Here is a 16104-nt window from a genome sequence, read left to right on the forward strand (position 1 = left end):
CTCACTCGGGCACCTCCGCGCTGTAACCCATGCCCCGCACCGTCTTGATCAGCTTCACTGCGTACGGCTCGTCGATTTTCATGCGCAGGCGGCGGACCGCCACATCCACCACATTGGTGTCGCTGTCGAAATTCATCTGCCAGACCTGAGAGGCGATCTGCGCACGCGACAGCACCTCGCCTTCGCGGCTCACGAGCAATTGCAGGAGCGCGAATTCCTTGTTGGTGAGGTCGATCCGCTGGCCCTGACGCGTGACCTTGCGGCGCAGGACGTCGATCTCGAGGTCGGCGAGCTTGAAGGTTTCGCCTTCTCGAGGCGGCCCGCGTCGCAGCAGCGTCCTCACACGCGCCAGCAGCTCCGCATAAGAGAAGGGCTTGACCAGGTAGTCATCGGCACCGAGTTCCAGACCCTTGACGCGGTCTTCCACCGCATCGCGCGCGGTCAGGAACAGCACGGGCATGGGGCTCTTTCGCCGAATGATGCTCAGCAACTGCCATCCATCGATCCCCGGGAGCATGACGTCGAGGATGACCAGGTCGAATTCGGACTCGCTCACCATGAACTGGCCTTCGATGCCGGTGTGCGCGACTTCGACCTGATAGCCGGATTCGCTCAGTCCCCTTCGCAGGTACTCCGCCGTCTTGATTTCGTCTTCCACAACCAGTATCCGCATCGTCGTCTCCTGCAGCGAGCCTAGACGGTTTGGATGCGCAGGAGGATGACATTTTTGTAATGCGCCGGCCATCGGTCTGACGGCATCGGTTGGGCACCATCAAGGCCTCGATTCACCGAACCTTGAAGGAATTCAACCATGGCATCACGAGCCAACCTTGCTGTCGCGCTGGCCTTTGCACTGTGCGCGGCAGGCGCCACTGCCGCACCCTCGTCACGACTGCTCACGCAACAAAACGTCTCGCTGGCACTCGCCAACGAACTGGCTGAAGCCACCCTGGCCGCGTGTCACGCGGAAGGTCGCTCCGCGGTGGTTGCCATCGTCGACCGCGGCGGCAATCTGGTCGCTGTTCAGCGCGACGACAGCGTCGGGCCGCACAACACCGACGCAGCGCGCCAGAAAGCCTTCACGGCGCTGTCGACGAAGACCGCCACGCGAGAGCTGGCCACCAACGCGCGCGCCACGCCCGATTCCCAGAACCTGAACACCGTGCCCTCGCTCCTGCTCATCGGCGGCGGTGTGCCGCTGAAAGTCGGCAACGACGTGATCGGCGCGATCGGCGTCGGTGGTTCCGGCGGCGCCGCCAACGACGAAGGTTGCGCGCTCAAGGCCATCGCCAAAGTACTTCCCATTTCCAACTGAAAGACCCTGACCCATGAAAACGCTTCCCAAATTCCTGTCCGCTGCATTGCTGGCTGGTGCTGCCACGGTCAGCCTGGCCGCAACCAATCCACTGAGCGTCCACGTGCTGAATCTTCAGGACGGCCTGCCGTCGCCTGGCGTGGTGGTGGTGCTCGAAAAGCAGTCCGGCAAAGGTTGGACAGAGCTCAACAAGGACGTGACGAACGAACAGGGTCGCATCCCTGCGCTCTTCCCGGCCGGCGCCGCGCTGGAAAAAGGCAACTACCGCGTCACCTTCCAGACCGGCGACTGGTTCGCCAAGCACGACATGAAGACGTTCTTTCCCGAGGTGCCGGTGATCTTCGCGGTGGATGGCGCCGTGGCCCACTATCACATCCCGTTGCTGGTGAGCCCTTACGGTTTTTCGACGTACCGCGGGAATTGACGCCAGACGTGTCGCCATCCAGGCCGCCGCCGAAAGCAGCCGGTCCCGCAGCGCTCAATCGCCCTTGAGCGGCGGTGGCACATCGCCGCCTTTTTGACGTTCGCGGAACAGCGCGGCACGCACCAAAAAGATCGTGGTCACCGGCGCGGTGAGCGCGATGAACAATGCAATCAGCAAAGCGTGCAGGAAGAGGTTGCCGCCCTGCACCGAGAAATAGACGATCGTTGCAATCGTCGTGCACCACACGCCGAGGGTGGCGCCGAGGGTCGGTGCGTGAATGCGGCGAAAGAATGTCGGCAGCCGCACCAGGCCGAACGAACCGATCGCAGCGAACGCGGCACCCGCGACCACAAAAAACGCGGTGACGATCTCGGCCCAGAGCGGCAGTGGCCCGCCCAGAAATGCGTCGTTCATTCGATCACCTCGCCACGCAACAGGAACTTGGCGAGCGCCGTCGACCCGACGAAGCCGAACAGCGCGATCAGCAGCGCCGCCTCGAAGTACACGTTGCTTGCATAAACGATGCCGAGGACCAGCATCATGAGCATGCCGTTGACGTAGAGGCAATCGAGCGCGGTGATGCGGTCTTGCGCCGTGGGCCCGACGACGAGGCGACACAGCGCGCACAGCATGGCGACTGCAAGCAGCAGCAACGCCAGCTTCAGCGCCCAGAACAGCACGGGCGTCACGATTCGAAGATCTCCATCAGGGGGCGTTCGTAACGCTTCCTCAGCAACGCGACGAAGGCGGCTTCGTCGTCGATGTCGAACACGTGGATGAGCAGCGTCGACCGGTCGAACGACACCTCGCCCCAGGCGGTTCCCGGTGTGAGGCACAAGATCATCGCAAGCACCGCCAGTCCGTTGGGGTCGCGCATCTCGAGCGGTATCTGCACGAAGGCATCGTGGATGCGTGGCGTCGACCGCGTGAGCAACAGGCGTGCGACATTGCAGGCCGATACCGCGACGTCGAGCATCACATGACCCGTGAGCTTGAGTGCCACCCCGGGCCGGCGCATGCGAACGGTGGCCGGGCGCAGGCTGCGCGTGATCAGCGGCACCACGATCGACAGGAGCGCGGCCAGCAGCAGCGTGGCAGCGTCCAGCGACTGGTTGAGCAACAGCCAGACCGAGAACAGCGCGAGCGAGAGCGGCAGTGATGGCAGCCAGCGCTTCATGGTGCACTCGCCTTTTTCGCTGGCGGATTGGGGATTTGCCGGGCGCCGAACACGGCTTGACGGTAGGCGGTGGCGGTGCGCAGGCCTTCGGCCGTCGCGCTGACGTGTTGCATCACGGGTTCGGCCGCCAGCGTCAGCGCCACGCAGGCTGCCAGCAGCGCCGCCACGGGCAGCACCTCGAGCGCGGGCAGGGCAGGCATCGTCTCGTGGATCTGCGTCCAGAAATGCCGGATGCCGGCGCGGCTGAGCGCGATCAGCGTGAGGAAGCCGGAGGCGATCAGCAACACCATGAAAGTCACGCCGGAAGCGCTCACAGAAGGTGCATCCATCATCCCGCTGAGCATTGCAAACTTGCCGACGAAGCCTGAGAGCGGCGGCAGCCCGGCCAGCAACAGCGTGCAGCCGATGAACGCGAGGCCGAGGAAGGCGATGCCGGCCGGAATGGCGCGCCCGTAGAGCGCTTGCTGCTCGTCGTCGAGGTTCACGTCGTGGACCGGTTTCAGGTCTTCGGCGAGATAGGGCGCATTGCCGGCCGTCTCGTGCGGCGCGATGCTCACGCCGGCGTTGCGCCAGCGCTCGATCATGTCGATCAGCAGGAAGAAGGCGCTGACCGCGAGCGTCGAACTGATCAGGTAGTAGAGCGCGCCGGCCCATATCGCGGGGTCGCCGAGGCCCATGGCCGTGAGCAGCGTACCCGCCGAGACGAGCACGCTGAAGCCCGCGAGATTCGACAGCCTTTGCGTGCCGACGATGCCGAGCGCGCCCACGAGCAGCGTGGACAGACCGATCGCGACCAGCACCCCCTGGCCGAATTGCGCCGACAGGCCGGTGTCCGGTGCGAAGAGCGTGGTCCACAGCCGCAGCAGCGTGTAAATGCCGAGCTTGGTGAGCAGCGCGAACACCGCGCCCACCGGCGACACCGCGGCGCTGTACGCCGGTACCAGCCAGAAGTTGAGCGGCCAGGCGCCGGCCTTGGCGAAGAACGCCGTTGCGAGGATGGCGGCCGCCGCGTGCACCAGGCCGCGATCGGCGGGCGCGATCTGCGCGATGCGCACGCCGAGGTCGGCCATGTTCAGCGTGCCGGTGGCACCGTAAAGCATCGCGGCGCCGATCAGGAACAGCGACGACGCGGCGAGGTTGATGGCGATGTAGTGCAGGCCGGCCTGGACCCGCAGCCGCCCGGAGCCGTGCAGCAGCAGACCGTAGGACGCGGCCAGCATGACTTCGAAGAACACGAAGAGGTTGAACAGGTCGCCAGTGAGGAAGGCGCCGTTCAGGCCCATCAGCTGCAGCTGGAGCAGCGGATGGAAGTGCACGCCAGCGCGGTCCCAGCGCGAGGTCGAATAGATCGACGCCGCAAAGGCGATCACCCCGGTGAGCGTGACCATCAGGGTCGAGAGCCGGTCGGCCACGAGCGCGATGCCGAAGGGCGCTTTCCAGTTGCCGGGCAGATAGACGCCGATCGACCCCGGCCCGCCGCCGGTGTCCGGCGTATTGACCCAGCGCAGCAGCGCGAGCGCCGCGAGCAGGCCGATGAGTCCCGACAGTACGCTCAGCGCCGACTTGGTCCGGCGCCGCTGTTCGCCCAGCAACAGCATGAGTGCGGCGGTGAGCATCGGCACGAGGATCGGCACCGCGACCAGGTGCGGCATGCTGATATCCAGCAGCCTGTCAAGCAGCGAGAAGACGTCATTCATTCGCCGGCTCCTCCCCATCCACATGGTCGGTGCCCGTGAGGCCGCGCGAAGCAAGCATCACGACGAGGAACAGCGCAGTCATTGCAAAACCGATCACGATGGCGGTGAGCACCAGCGCCTGCGGCATCGGGTCAGCGGTGTTGGCCAGCGTCGCCTTGATGCCGGTGACGAGCACGGGCTCGCTGTCGACCTTGAGGCGGCCGGTGCTGAAGATGAACAGGTTGACCGCATAGGAAATCAGCGTCAGTCCGATGATGACCTGGAAGGTGCGCGGGCGCAGCAGCAGGTACACGCCCGAGCCGGTCAGGACGCCGATCGCGATGGCGAGCACGGCTTCCATCAGGCCTTCGCCTCCGCCGCAGCCAGCCGTTCGGCTTCCTTCTCGGCCTGTTCGTCGGCCCAGCGATGGCTGCGCACCGATTGGTGGGCCAGCGCGGTCAGGATCAGCATGGTCGCGCCGAGAACGATCGAGAACACGCCCATGTCGAAGAAGAGCGCACTCGGCACGTGCACCTCGCCCAGCAACGGCAGGTGCAGGTGCGCGGTGTGCGTGGTCAGGAACGGATAACCCAGCACCACCGCGCCGCCGCCGGTGGCGAGCGCCAGCAACAGGCCGATCGCGATCCAGCGCCGCGGGTAGATGCGCAAGTGCTCTTCGACCCATTCGGTGCCCGAGACGATGAACTGCAGCAGCAAGGCCACCGACATCACCAGCCCGGCCACGAAGCCACCGCCCGGGGCGTTGTGGCCGCGCATGAAGAAGTACACCGACACCAGCACCGACAGCGGCAGCAGCAGCCGCACCAGCACCGCGGGCACCATGAGATACCCGACGGCCGTGTCTTTCGCGCGCCGCGGGTTCAGCAGGTCGCTGCTGCCGTCGTCGGGCTGCGCGCGCTGCTGTGCCGGCAATGCCATCGACTCGGGCGCCGGCCGGAACCGCCTGAGCAGCGCATAGACGGTGAGGGCCACCACGCCGAGCACGGTGATCTCGCCGAACGTGTCGAAACCGCGGAAGTCCACCAGCATCACGTTGACGACATTGGTGCCGCCGCCCTCGCTGAGCGCGCGGTCCAGGAAGAAGGGCGAAATGCTTTGTGGAAACGGCCGCGTCATGAAGAGCCAGGCGAGCGAGGTCATGCCGGCGCCAGCGAGCGTGGCGACCGCCAGGTCGCGGCCACGCCGGCCCCAGGGGCGCAGTCGGGCACGCGCCGGTTGGGTGGCGACCTTGCGCATCGGCAGCCACCGCAGGCCGAGCAGCAGCAGCACCGTGGTGACCGCCTCGACCACGAGCTGCGTGAGGGCGAGGTCGGGTGCCGAGAACCAGATGAAGGTGATGCAGCACACCAGCCCCGCGCCCGAGGCGAGCATCAGCGCCGCGAGCCGGTGGAACTTGGCCTGCCACGCGGCGCCGAGCGCGCAGGCGATGCCGATCGACCAGGTCATCGCGAACATCGGCGAGAACGCAAGCAATTCGCGCGCGCCACGTGCGACGGGCGTTGCCCACAGCGCGGCCGCAGCGCCGGCGACCGCCACGCCCACCAGCAGCAGCAACTGCGATTGCATGCGTCGCGTGCCGAGCAGGCGGCGGCTGCGCCGGCCGGCCTCGCTCAGGCGGGCCAGCAGGTGTTCGAAGATGCGCTGCCCGTCCAGGCGGTGCAGCAGCGGCGTGTGTTCCAGCCGCCCGGCAGCGCGCCCATGCCGTTGCAGCCCATAGAGTGCGATACCGCCGGCGAGCGCGACGAAACTCATGAAAAGCGGCAGGTTGAAGCCGTGCCAAACGGCCAGGCTGTATTCAGGCAACTCGCCGCCCACCACCGGCGTCGCGGCGGTGGCCAGCAGCGCACCGACCGACCAGGCCGGCGCGATGCCCACCACGAGGCAGATCAGCACCAGCAACTCGACCGGCACCCGCATCCAGTGGGGTGGCTCGTGCGGCGTCTTCGGCACGTTCGCGCCGCAGGGCGGGCCGAAGAACACATCGAACACGAAGCGCGCCGAGTACGCAACGCTGAAGATGCCGCCGAGCGTCGCGAGGATCGGCAGGCCCCAGTTGATCCACGGGGACGCCTGGATGAACACCGTCTCGGCGAAGAACATCTCCTTCGAGAGGAAGCCGTTGAGCAGCGGCACGCCGGCCATCGAAGCGCTCGCGATGATCGCGAGCGTGCCGGTGATCGGCATCAGCTTGAGCAGGCCGCTGAGCTTACGGATGTCGCGCGTGCCGCTTTCGTGGTCGATGATGCCGGCCGCCATGAACAGCGATGCCTTGAAGGTCGCGTGATTCATGATGTGGAAGACCGCCGCCACCGCCGCCAGCGGGCTGTTGAGCCCGAGCAGCAGGGTGATGAGCCCGAGGTGCGAGATCGTCGAATACGCGAGCAGCGCCTTCAGGTCGCGCTGGAACATCGCGATGAAGCCGCCGAGCAACAAGGTGATCGCGCCGGCACCGCCGACGAGCCAGAACCATTCCGCGGTACCCGACAGCGCCGGCCAGAGCCGCGCCATCAGGAACACGCCGAGCTTCACCATCGTGGCGGAGTGCAGGTAGGCCGAAACCGGCGTGGGTGCGGCCATCGCGCGCGGCAGCCAGAAATGGAAGGGGAACTGCGCGCTCTTCGTGAAGGCGCCGAGCAGCACCAGCACCAGCGCCACCGGGTAGAGCGCGTGGGCGCGAATCGCGTCGCCGGAGGCCAGCACCACGTCGAGTTCGTAGCTGCCGACGATGCGGCCCAGCACCAGCACGCCGGCCAGCAGGCACAGGCCCCCGGCGCCCGTCACCGTGAGCGCCATGCGCGCGCCGCGCCGTGCGTCGCGCCGATGGTGCCAGTAACCGATGAGCAGGAACGAGAACAGGCTGGTCAACTCCCAGAACAGGACCATCTGCACCAGGTTGCCCGAGAGCACCACGCCCATCATCGCGCCCATGAACGCGAGGAAGAACGAGAAGAAGCGCGGCACCGGGTCGGACGCCGACATGTAGTAGCGCGCGTACAGCACCACCAGCGCCCCGATGCCCAGCACCAGCATGCAGAAGAGCCATGCGAAGCCGTCCATGCGGAACACGAGATTGAGGCCGAGGGCAGGAAGCCATTCGATTTCCTGGCGCAGCACGTTGCCGCGCGCGAGCTGCGGAAAGAGCCATGCGGCCTGGAGCGCGCAGCCCAGCGCCACCACACCTGCCAGCGTCGACTCCCTGTTGCGGGCGTTCGACGGCAGGAAAGCCGCCAAGACGCTGGCGATGAAGGGGAGGGCGACGAGAAAGACCAGGGGCATTGCGGTCGATTCTATCGGCCGACCCCTTTTCAGGCCCTCCCAAAAGGGCTCCGCGGGCTAGGGGGGCAGGCGTGAGGCGGCGATGGAATCAGGCCGCCAGTCGCCGCCCAGTGCCTTCACGAGATACACCGAGGTGACGAGTCGCTGCCCCATGAGTTGCGCGGCTTGCCGCTCGGTCGTCAGCAGCGATTGCTGTGCGGTGATCACGTCGAGGTAGGTCGAGGCGCCCCCTTCGTAGCGTGCGGTCGACATGTCGAGCACGCGCCGGGCGGCGGCCACGGCGGCCCCCGCTTGGGTGGTGGCGCGGTCCAGCGCGCTGAGGCCGGTGATGCCGTCCTCGGCTTCCTGCATCGCGACCAGCACGACGCGCCGGTAGTTCGCAACGGTGGCATCGTAGCCAGCCTTCGAAAATGCGAGATTGGCACGCAGCCGGCCGCCGTCGAAGAGCGGCTGCGTGGCGGAGAGACCGATCGACCAGAGGAGACTGGGTGCATCGAACAGCGTCTCGATCATGCGGCTGTCGACACCCACCGTCGGCGCCAGCGTGAAGCTCGGATAGAAGGCCGCGGTGGCGACGCCGATCTGCGCGTTGGCCGCCGCCACCGCGCGTTCGGCCGAGGCCACATCGGGCCGCCGCTGCAGCGTTTCGGAGGGCACGCCGATCGGAATCGCGGGCGGCGCGATCGGCTGGAGGTCGGGCGCCAGCGCGAAGCTCGGCGCGGGCGTGCCCGTCAAGGTCGCGATCGCGTGCTCGTATTGCGAACGCTGCTTTTTCAGCACGTCGACTTGCGTCAGCGTGGTGTCGAGCAGCGCCTGCTGCTGCGCCACGTCCAGGCCCGACACGGCGCCCAGGTCGTGCCGCGCCGACACCAGTTCGAGCGCGCGGCGTTGCAGGCCGATCGAGCGCGAAAGCACATCGAGTTCGGTGTCGGTCGAGCGCAGGTTGAAGTAGTTGGTCGCGAGGTCGGCTGCCAGCAGAAGCCGGGTGTTTTCCAGGTCCGCCGCGGATTGCTCGGCAGACGCGGTGGCGCCTTCGACGCTGCGCTGCACGCGGCCGGCCAGGTCGAGTTCGTAGCTTGCGGTGAGCGACAGCGCGAAGTCGTTCTGCACCGTCGAGAAGTTGGACGCGTTGTAGTTCGTCAGCGGACGGTTGGCCGAAATCCGGAGTCGCGATGCGCGCGTGCCGAGACCGATCTGCGGGAAGCGCGCGGCCGCGCTCGCATCGAGCGTGGCGCGCGCCTGCGCCAGCCGCGCACTCGCCACCGCGAGCGTCGGATTGTTGGCGATGGCCTGCTGCTGCAACGCGTCGAGTCGCGCGTTGCCGAAACGCTGCCACCAGCGACCCTTGTCGAGCATGTCGCCCGGCGTCGCTTCACGCCAGGGCTGTTCGACCTGCCAGCTGACAGGGATGTCCACCGCAGGCGCCTGGTAGTCCGGGCCGACCGCGCAGCCCGCCAGCAGCGTCACTGCAGCGAGGATCGCCGAGGGCCGCAACGAAGTCACGCGGGCTCCTTGGCAACGGCCACCTGATCGCCTTCGGCCAGCGAGTCCGACGGGTTGAGCACCAGTCGGTCGGTGGCCGCAATGCCGTCGAGCACCTCCACGGTTTCGCCGTAGTTGCGGCCGATCTGCACCGTCTGCAGGTGCACGCGCCCTTGCGCATCGATCACCGCGACGCGCGTGCCCTCGGCGCGGAACAGCAAGGCGTTGGACGGCACCGTGAGCGACTGGCTGGCCGCGAGCGGCAGCGACACCTGCACGTAGGCGCCGGGCAGCAACGTGCCGTCGCGGTTGGGCAGCGCCACCTCGACCTGCATCATTCGCGTGGTCGCGTCGATCGCGCCCGACGAGCGCGCGACCTCGCCCTTGAAGTTCTGGCCCCGCAGCTCGGCCTGCGTCACGATCACCGGCTGGCCGGCCTTGACGAGCTGTGCGTAGGCCTGCGGCACGTTGATGTACACGCGCAGCGGATCGGTCTGCGCGAGCAGGAAGAGGGCACGCCCGCCGCCGCCGGCGCCCGCGTCGATCAGGTCGCCCACGTCAACGTTGCGCCGCGTGATCACGCCGGCGAACGGCGCGAGGACGCGCTTGAAGCCCTCGGTCTGCTTGAGGCGCTGCACGTTGGCCTCGGCGGCTGCGAGGTTCGCGGTGGCCGATGCGACGGCGCCACGGCGTTCATCCAGGTCCTGCTGCGAGACGACGTCCTTCTGGCGCAGCGCTTCCCAGCGCGCGACCGTGCTCTTGGCGAGCGACAGACCGGCGGCGGCCTGCTCGCGCGCGGCGACGGCCTGCGACAGCTGCTGATCGATCTCGGGCGTCTCGATCTCGGCCAGCAACTCGCCTTGCTTCACGCGCGCGCCGATGTCTTGGGTCCAGCGCTTGAGATAACCGCTGGCGCGCGCCGAAATCGGCGACTGCACGAAGCCTTGCAGCGTGCCCGGCAGCGCGAGTGTCTGGCCCGCCGTGGGCTTGGTCGGCAGGGCCGTCTTGACGTACTGCACGGCGCGCTCGGTCGCGCCCGCTTCGAGCGCCTTCGCATTGGCCATGCGTATGAGCACCGTGCGCCCTGCGCCGATGGCCAGGAGCACCAACACGATCAGCACCAGCCAGCGGGTGCGCCGCACGATCTGCCGGCGTCGCAACAGTTCGTGGTGTTCGTCCGGCTCGACCGGATGGATGGCCAGACCCGCGTGGCGTTGTTCCGTCATGGGCTCAGTTCTCCTGGGGCGCCGCGCTGGAGGGCGGCGCGGGATGGCGGGTTTCGCGTTCGGCCTTGCGGTGCAGAAGCCGGCTGTGCACGCCGGCGAACACCGCCGGTACGAAGAAGAGCGTGGAGACGGTGGCGAACAGCAGCCCACCGATCACGGCGCGACCGAGCGGCGCGTTCTGCTCGGCGCCTTCGCCCAGGCCCAGCGCCATCGGGATCATGCCGATGATCATCGCCAGCGCGGTCATCAGCACCGGCCGGATGCGCGTGGCGCCGGCCTCGAGCGCAGCCGACAGCGGCGGCACGCCGGCCTGCAGACGTTCGCGCGCGAACGACACCAGCAGGATGCTGTTGGCCGTGGCGACGCCCATGGTCATGATGGCGCCGGTCAGTGCCGGCACGCTCAGCGTGGTGCCGGTGATGAACAGCATCCAGGCGATGCCCGCCAGGGCGGCCGGCAGCGCGGTGATGATGATGGCCGAGTCGACCCACGACTGGAAGGTCACGACGATCAGCAGGTACACCAGCACGATCGCCATCGCCAGCCCGACGCCCAGGCCGATGAAGGACGACTGCATGGTCTGCACCTGCCCGCGCACCGTGACCTGGTTGCCGCGCGCGAGCTTGGGGCGCATCTCGTCGACCAGCTTCTTCACCTCGCCGGCGACGCTGGCCAGGTCGGTGCCCTGCACGCTGACATAGACATCGATGACCGGCTGGATGTTGTAGCGCGACACGATGGCTGGCTGGCGCGATGCCTGCGCGTCGACCAGGTTGCCCAGCAGCTGCGGCGCCTGCGCCGCGGCGGTGGCGGTGCCGACGGGGATGTTCAGGAGCGCGTCGAGCGAGTCGACCTTGTACTGCGGCGACTGCACCGCGATGCTGTAGACCACGCCGTTCTGCGGGTTGAGCCAGAAGGCGGGCGCCGTCTGCGAACTGCCCGACAGCGCGATCAGCACGTTCTGGCCGACGTTTGCGGCCGTCAAGCCGTATTGCTGCAGCCGCGTGCGGTCCATCTGCAGGCTCAGGCTCGGGCCGTCCAGGCGCTGGTGCACATGGGCATCGACCGCGCCTGGGATCTTGCGGATCGCCTTGACCAGTTCGGCGGCGCGCGCCGCGTTGCCGGCCTGGTCGTTGCCGCCGAATTGCACGTCGATGGCGGCGGGCAGGCCGAAGTTCAGGATCTGCGTGACGATGTCGGCCGGCTGGAAAAAGAACTCCACGCCCGGAAAGCGCTTGGGCAGTTCGGCGCGCAGCAGCGTGACGAATTCGTCGGTCGGCCGGTGGCCTTCCTTGAGCGACATCAGGATCTCGCCGTCGAGCGTGCCGATGGTGCCGGCGTTGCTGTACGAGAGGTTGATGCCGCTGTTGGGCACGCCGAGGTTGTCCAGGATGGTCTCGAGCTGGTCTTGCGGCACCAGCTCGCGGATGACCTGTTCAACAGCGTCGGCCAGGCGAGCGGTTTCCTCGATGCGTGTGCCGGTCGGTGCGCGCATGTGCAGCCGGATCTGCCCGCCGTCGACGTTCGGGAAGAAGTCGCGGCCGAGCACCGGGAACAACGCACACGACAGCACGCAAAAGCCCAGGAAGAAGGCGATGAAGCGGCCGCGCTTCGAGAGCAGTGCCGACAGCACCAGCGTGTAGGCACGCCGCACGCGCTCGAACTGGCGGTCGAAGCTCCGGTACACGCGCTGCAGCAGGCTCGGCTTCCTGCCGTCGTCGCCGCCATCGTGCACGCCGCCCATGAGCAGCATGACCAGCGTGGGCACCAGCGTGCGCGACAGAAAATACGAGGCCAGCATCGCGAACACCACCGCTTCGGCCAGCGGCACGAAGAGGAAGCGCGCCACGCCCGAGAGAAAGAACATCGGCACGAACACGATGCAGATGCACAGCGTGGACACGAAGGCGGCCGAGCCGATTTCGCCAGCGCCCACGTCGATGGCGTCCAGCAGCGGCTTGCCCATGTGCAGATGCCGCTCGATGTTCTCGATGGTGACGATCGCCTGGTCGACCAGGATGCCGACCGACAGCGCGAGCCCGCCGAGCGTCATGAGGTTGAGCGTTTCGCCCAACATGTACAGCACGATGACCGAGGCCAGGATCGACAGCGGAATCGTGATCGCGATGATCAACGTGCTGCGCCAGTTACCGAGAAAGAGCAACACCATGGCTGCGGTGAGCGCGGCCGCCAGGATGGCTTCGGCCACCACGCCCTGCACGGCCGCCTTGACGAACACCGACTGGTCGAACAGCGGCGTGATCTTGATGTCCGATGGCATGCTCTGCGCCGCCACGGGCAGCAGGGCGCGCAGGTTCGACACGATGTCCAGCGTCGAGGCGCCGCCGTTCTTGAGCACCGACAGCAGCACGCCGCGCACGCCGTCTTGCCGCACCACGTTGGTCTGCGGTGAGAAGCCGTCGCGCACGTAGGCGACATCGCGCAGGTAGGTGGTCGCGCCGTTGACGGTGCGCACCGGCAGATCGTTGAGGCCGGCGAGTTCGCTGGGCGAGCCGTTCAGCCGCACGTTGTATTCCGTGCCGCCGAACTTGGCCGTGCCGGACGGCAGGATCAGGTTCTGCGCGTTGACTGCGTTGACGACGTCGGCCGGCGACAGGCCGCGGGCCTGCAACGCCTGGGTGTCCAGGTCGACGGAGATCAAACGGTTCTTGCCGCCGTAGGGAAAGGGCACAGCCGCGCCGGGAATGGTGATGAGTTGTGGACGCAACTGGTTGACCGCCGAATCGAACAGCGAGTTCTCGGCGCGCGTCGGGCTCGACAACGCCAGCTGAACCACCGGAATGCTCGACGCCGAATACTTGATGACCAGGGGCGGCGTGATGCCCGGCGGCAGCTGCCGCACCTGCGTCTGCATCGACGCCACCACCTGAGCCAGCGCCGTCTCGATGCTGGCGGTCGGTTGGAAGAAGACCTTGATGATCGAGATGCCGGCCAGCGATTGCGACTCGATGTGCTCGATGTCGCTGACCGTCGTCGTCAGGCTGCGCTCGGTCTGGCCCGCGATGCGCTGTCCCATTTCCTGGGCCGGCAGGCCGTTGTAGTTCCAGATGATGCTGATCACCGGAATGTTGATCTCCGGGAAGATGTCGGTCGCCATCTTCATCAGCACGAAAGGCGTCGCCAGCACGATCAGCATCGCCATGACGATGAAGGTGTAGGGGCGCCGAAGCGCCAGCTGGACCATGGACACGATGGGTTAGCCCTGGATGAAAGGCCGCATCATAGGAGAGGAGTCTTAGCGCCGGGTTTGCAGGCCCGAAAGGCCCGCATTCGTGACAGTCACGTGTGGCCCGCGAGCGCCTGAACCGTGCGGATGCCGACCCACGTCAGCAGCAACGAACCACAAAGATGGGCCACCCCAGTCAGCAATGCCACCCCGAGCCGGCCTTCCAGCAGCATCGTCACGACCTCGGCCGAGAAGCTGGAAAAGGTCGTGAGGCCGCCGAGAAAACCGGTGACGATCGCGAGGCGCCACACCGGGTCGAGGCCCGGCATGAGCTGGAAGCTCGCGATCGCCACGCCGATGAGGTAGCCGCCGATCAGGTTGGCCGACAGCGTGCCCCAGGGCATCAGCCCGCCCACACCAAACCACAGCGCCAGGCTCCAGCGCGACAGCGCGCCGAGCGACGCGCCGATACAGATGGCGATGACAGGAAGCAGCATGGGCGAGATTGTCGTCGGGTCAGGGCGCCATCTGCTCAGGCAGCCAGGTCACGAGCTGCGGCACGAAGTAAATGATGAGCACGGCCGTCACCATCAGGCAGAACATCGGGAGGGTGACGCGCGCGATGTACAGCAAGTCCTTGCCGGTCATGCCCTGGAGCACGAAGAGATTGAAGCCCACGGGCGGCGTGATCTGCGCCATTTCGACGACCAGCACGATGAAGATGCCGAACCACACGGGGTCGATGCCGGCGGCGAGCACCGTCGGCATGATGACGCCCATCGTGAGCACGACCATCGAGATGCCGTCGAGAAAGCAACCCAGCACGATGAAGAACGCAGCCACCATCAGCACCAGCTGGAACTTCGACAGGCCCAACGAGCCGATCCACTCGGCCAGATGGCGGGGCAGGCCGATGTAGCCCATCGACAGCGTGAGGAACGCCGCACCCGCCAGGATCAGCGCCATCATGCAATAGAGGCGCGTCGCGCCGAACAACGCTTCCTTGAAGCTGGCCCAGTTGAGCGAGCCCTGGGCACCGGAGATGACGATCGCGCCAACGACGCCCACGGCCGCTGCTTCGGTGGCCGTGGCGATGCCGGCGTAGATCGAGCCGAGCACCGACAGGATCAACAGCGCGACCGGGATCAGCGACAGCGATGCGCGAAGTTTCTCCATGAACGGCATCTTCGGGTCGGCCGGCGGCACGCGGTCCGGGTGACGGAGCGCCCAGAACATGATGTAGCCGGAGAACAGCAGGGCCAGCAGGATCCCTGGAATCACCCCCGCGATGAACAGCTTGGAGATGGAGACATCCGCGCTGACGCCGTAGACGATCATGATGATCGAGGGCGGAATCAGAAGGCCGAGGGTGCCCGCGCCGGCCAGCGTGCCGATCACGATGTCGTCGGGATAGCCTCGCCGCTTGAGTTCCGGCAGGCTCATCTTGCCGATGGTGGCGCAGGTCGCTGCGCTCGACCCCGACACTGCAGCGAATACGGCACAACCCACGACATTGGTGTGCAGCAGTCGGCCGGGCAGGCTCTGCATCCAGGGCGCGAGGCCCTTGAACATGTCTTGCGACAGCCGCGTGCGAAACAGGATCTCGCCCATCCAGATGAACAGCGGCAGGGCCGTCAGCGTCCATCCCGAGGCCGAGCCCCAGATCGTGACGGCCATGGCGTCGCCGGCAGGCCGCGAAGAAAAAAGCTGCATGCCGATCCACGCCACGCCCGACAGCGTGAGCCCGATCCACACGCCGCTGCCGAGGATGAGGAAGAGCGTGGCGATCAGCAGGGCGGCCACGGCGATGTCATTCATGACGCAACGCCTCCGCGTTCATCCGGAGCGGACGGCCGTTCCATTCGACGAAGAACTCGTCGATCGACGCGATCGCAAACACCACGGCGCCGACCGCCATGCTCAGTTGCGGCAGCCAGAGCGGCGTGGCGTCGTTGCCGGTCGAAATATCGTGAAACTCGACCGACTGGAACACCAGTCGCACGCTGTAGTAGGCGAACAGCAGCGCCAGCAGCGCTGCGGCACCCATCGCCCAACGCTCCAGCCAGCGGCGCGCGCCGGGCTTCAGAAACTGCAGGATCAGCGTGACCCGGATGTGCTCGCCACGCTTGAGCGTGTGCGCCAGCGCCAGGAACCCGCAGCCGGCCATGAGGTAGCCCGCATAGGCGTCGATGCCCGGCAGGTTGATGTGCAGTTGCCGGCTGACCACCGACAGCAGCACCATCACGAGCAGTCCGACAAGAAAAAGCGCCGCCAGTGCGGCGGCGCTGTCATAGATGAAATCGAGGATCTTGCGCATTGC

Annotated in this window: 15 protein-coding genes; 2 read left to right on the forward strand and 13 right to left on the reverse strand. The window is 66.9% G+C overall.

Annotation, left to right across the window (positions count from 1 at the left end; genetic code table 11):
- Nucleotide 1: 1 nt before the first annotated feature.
- A complete protein-coding gene (locus tag AX767_RS15875; protein WP_068632217.1) occupies nt 2-673 on the reverse strand; it encodes a heavy metal response regulator transcription factor in 672 nt (223 codons plus the stop codon).
- A gap of 138 nt (nt 674-811) precedes the next feature.
- On the opposite strand from AX767_RS15875, the gene AX767_RS15880 reads away from it, so the two are divergent.
- Both AX767_RS15880 and uraH read left to right on the forward strand, forming a co-directional pair.
- Nucleotides 812-1315: a GlcG/HbpS family heme-binding protein gene (locus tag AX767_RS15880; protein ID WP_068632218.1), complete on the forward strand. Its 504-nt coding sequence runs from the start codon at nt 812-814 to the stop codon at nt 1313-1315.
- Between the two features lie 13 nt (nt 1316-1328).
- Nucleotides 1329-1739, forward strand: a complete 411-nt coding sequence (uraH, locus tag AX767_RS15885; RefSeq protein ID WP_068632219.1) for a hydroxyisourate hydrolase — start codon at nt 1329-1331, stop codon at nt 1737-1739.
- A 54-nt stretch (nt 1740-1793) separates the two neighbouring features.
- On the opposite strand, the gene mnhG is transcribed toward uraH, so the two are convergent.
- The 12 genes from mnhG to AX767_RS15945 all read right to left on the reverse strand — a co-directional run bounded on the left by mnhG (nt 1794) and on the right by AX767_RS15945 (nt 16101).
- The gene (gene mnhG, locus AX767_RS15890) at nt 1794-2153 is read right to left on the reverse strand and encodes a monovalent cation/H(+) antiporter subunit G (RefSeq protein ID WP_068632220.1); all 360 of its coding nucleotides are present in this window, start codon (nt 2151-2153) and stop codon (nt 1794-1796) included.
- A complete protein-coding gene (locus AX767_RS15895; RefSeq protein WP_068632221.1) occupies nt 2150-2428 on the reverse strand; it encodes a K+/H+ antiporter subunit F in 279 nt (92 codons plus the stop codon). Before AX767_RS15895 ends, mnhG begins: the two co-directional genes overlap by 4 nt.
- Nucleotides 2425-2916, reverse strand: a complete 492-nt coding sequence (locus tag AX767_RS15900; protein ID WP_068632222.1) for a Na+/H+ antiporter subunit E — start codon at nt 2914-2916, stop codon at nt 2425-2427. Before AX767_RS15900 ends, AX767_RS15895 begins: the two co-directional genes overlap by 4 nt.
- Nucleotides 2913-4613 (reverse strand): monovalent cation/H+ antiporter subunit D, encoded by a 1701-nt coding sequence (locus AX767_RS15905; protein WP_068632223.1) that lies wholly within the window; start codon nt 4611-4613, stop codon nt 2913-2915. The genes AX767_RS15900 and AX767_RS15905 overlap by 4 nt, the downstream gene beginning before the upstream one ends.
- Nucleotides 4606-4953: a Na+/H+ antiporter subunit C gene (locus AX767_RS15910; RefSeq protein ID WP_068632224.1), complete on the reverse strand. Its 348-nt coding sequence runs from the start codon at nt 4951-4953 to the stop codon at nt 4606-4608. Before AX767_RS15910 ends, AX767_RS15905 begins: the two co-directional genes overlap by 8 nt.
- Nucleotides 4953-7889, reverse strand: a complete 2937-nt coding sequence (locus tag AX767_RS15915) for a monovalent cation/H+ antiporter subunit A (RefSeq protein WP_068632225.1) — start codon at nt 7887-7889, stop codon at nt 4953-4955. The genes AX767_RS15910 and AX767_RS15915 overlap by 1 nt, the downstream gene beginning before the upstream one ends.
- Nucleotides 7890-7946: 57 nt before the next feature.
- Complete coding sequence (locus tag AX767_RS15920; RefSeq protein ID WP_443082751.1) at nt 7947-9392, reverse strand: efflux transporter outer membrane subunit; 1446 nt, start codon at nt 9390-9392, stop codon at nt 7947-7949.
- Nucleotides 9389-10597, reverse strand: coding sequence for an efflux RND transporter periplasmic adaptor subunit (locus AX767_RS15925; protein WP_068632227.1), 1209 nt, complete (start codon nt 10595-10597; stop codon nt 9389-9391). The genes AX767_RS15920 and AX767_RS15925 overlap by 4 nt, the downstream gene beginning before the upstream one ends.
- A gap of 4 nt (nt 10598-10601) precedes the next feature.
- Entirely contained in the window at nt 10602-13808 is a 3207-nt protein-coding gene (locus AX767_RS15930; RefSeq protein WP_068632228.1) for an efflux RND transporter permease subunit, read from the reverse strand.
- Nucleotides 13809-13897: 89 nt separating this feature from the next.
- Nucleotides 13898-14281 carry a fluoride efflux transporter CrcB gene (gene crcB, locus AX767_RS15935; RefSeq protein WP_068632229.1) on the reverse strand — a complete coding sequence of 128 codons (384 nt, stop codon included), beginning with the start codon at nt 14279-14281 and terminating at the stop codon, nt 13898-13900.
- A 19-nt stretch (nt 14282-14300) separates the two neighbouring features.
- On the reverse strand, nt 14301-15602 hold the full coding sequence (locus tag AX767_RS15940; RefSeq protein WP_068632230.1) for a TRAP transporter large permease: 1302 nt from the start codon (nt 15600-15602) through the stop codon (nt 14301-14303).
- On the reverse strand, nt 15595-16101 hold the full coding sequence (locus AX767_RS15945; RefSeq protein WP_068632231.1) for a TRAP transporter small permease: 507 nt from the start codon (nt 16099-16101) through the stop codon (nt 15595-15597). Before AX767_RS15945 ends, AX767_RS15940 begins: the two co-directional genes overlap by 8 nt.
- Between the last annotated feature and the right edge of the window lie 3 nt (nt 16102-16104).

It is taken from the genome of Variovorax sp. PAMC 28711 (assembly GCF_001577265.1).
In the GTDB taxonomy this organism is placed as follows: Bacteria; Pseudomonadota; Gammaproteobacteria; order Burkholderiales; family Burkholderiaceae_C; genus Variovorax.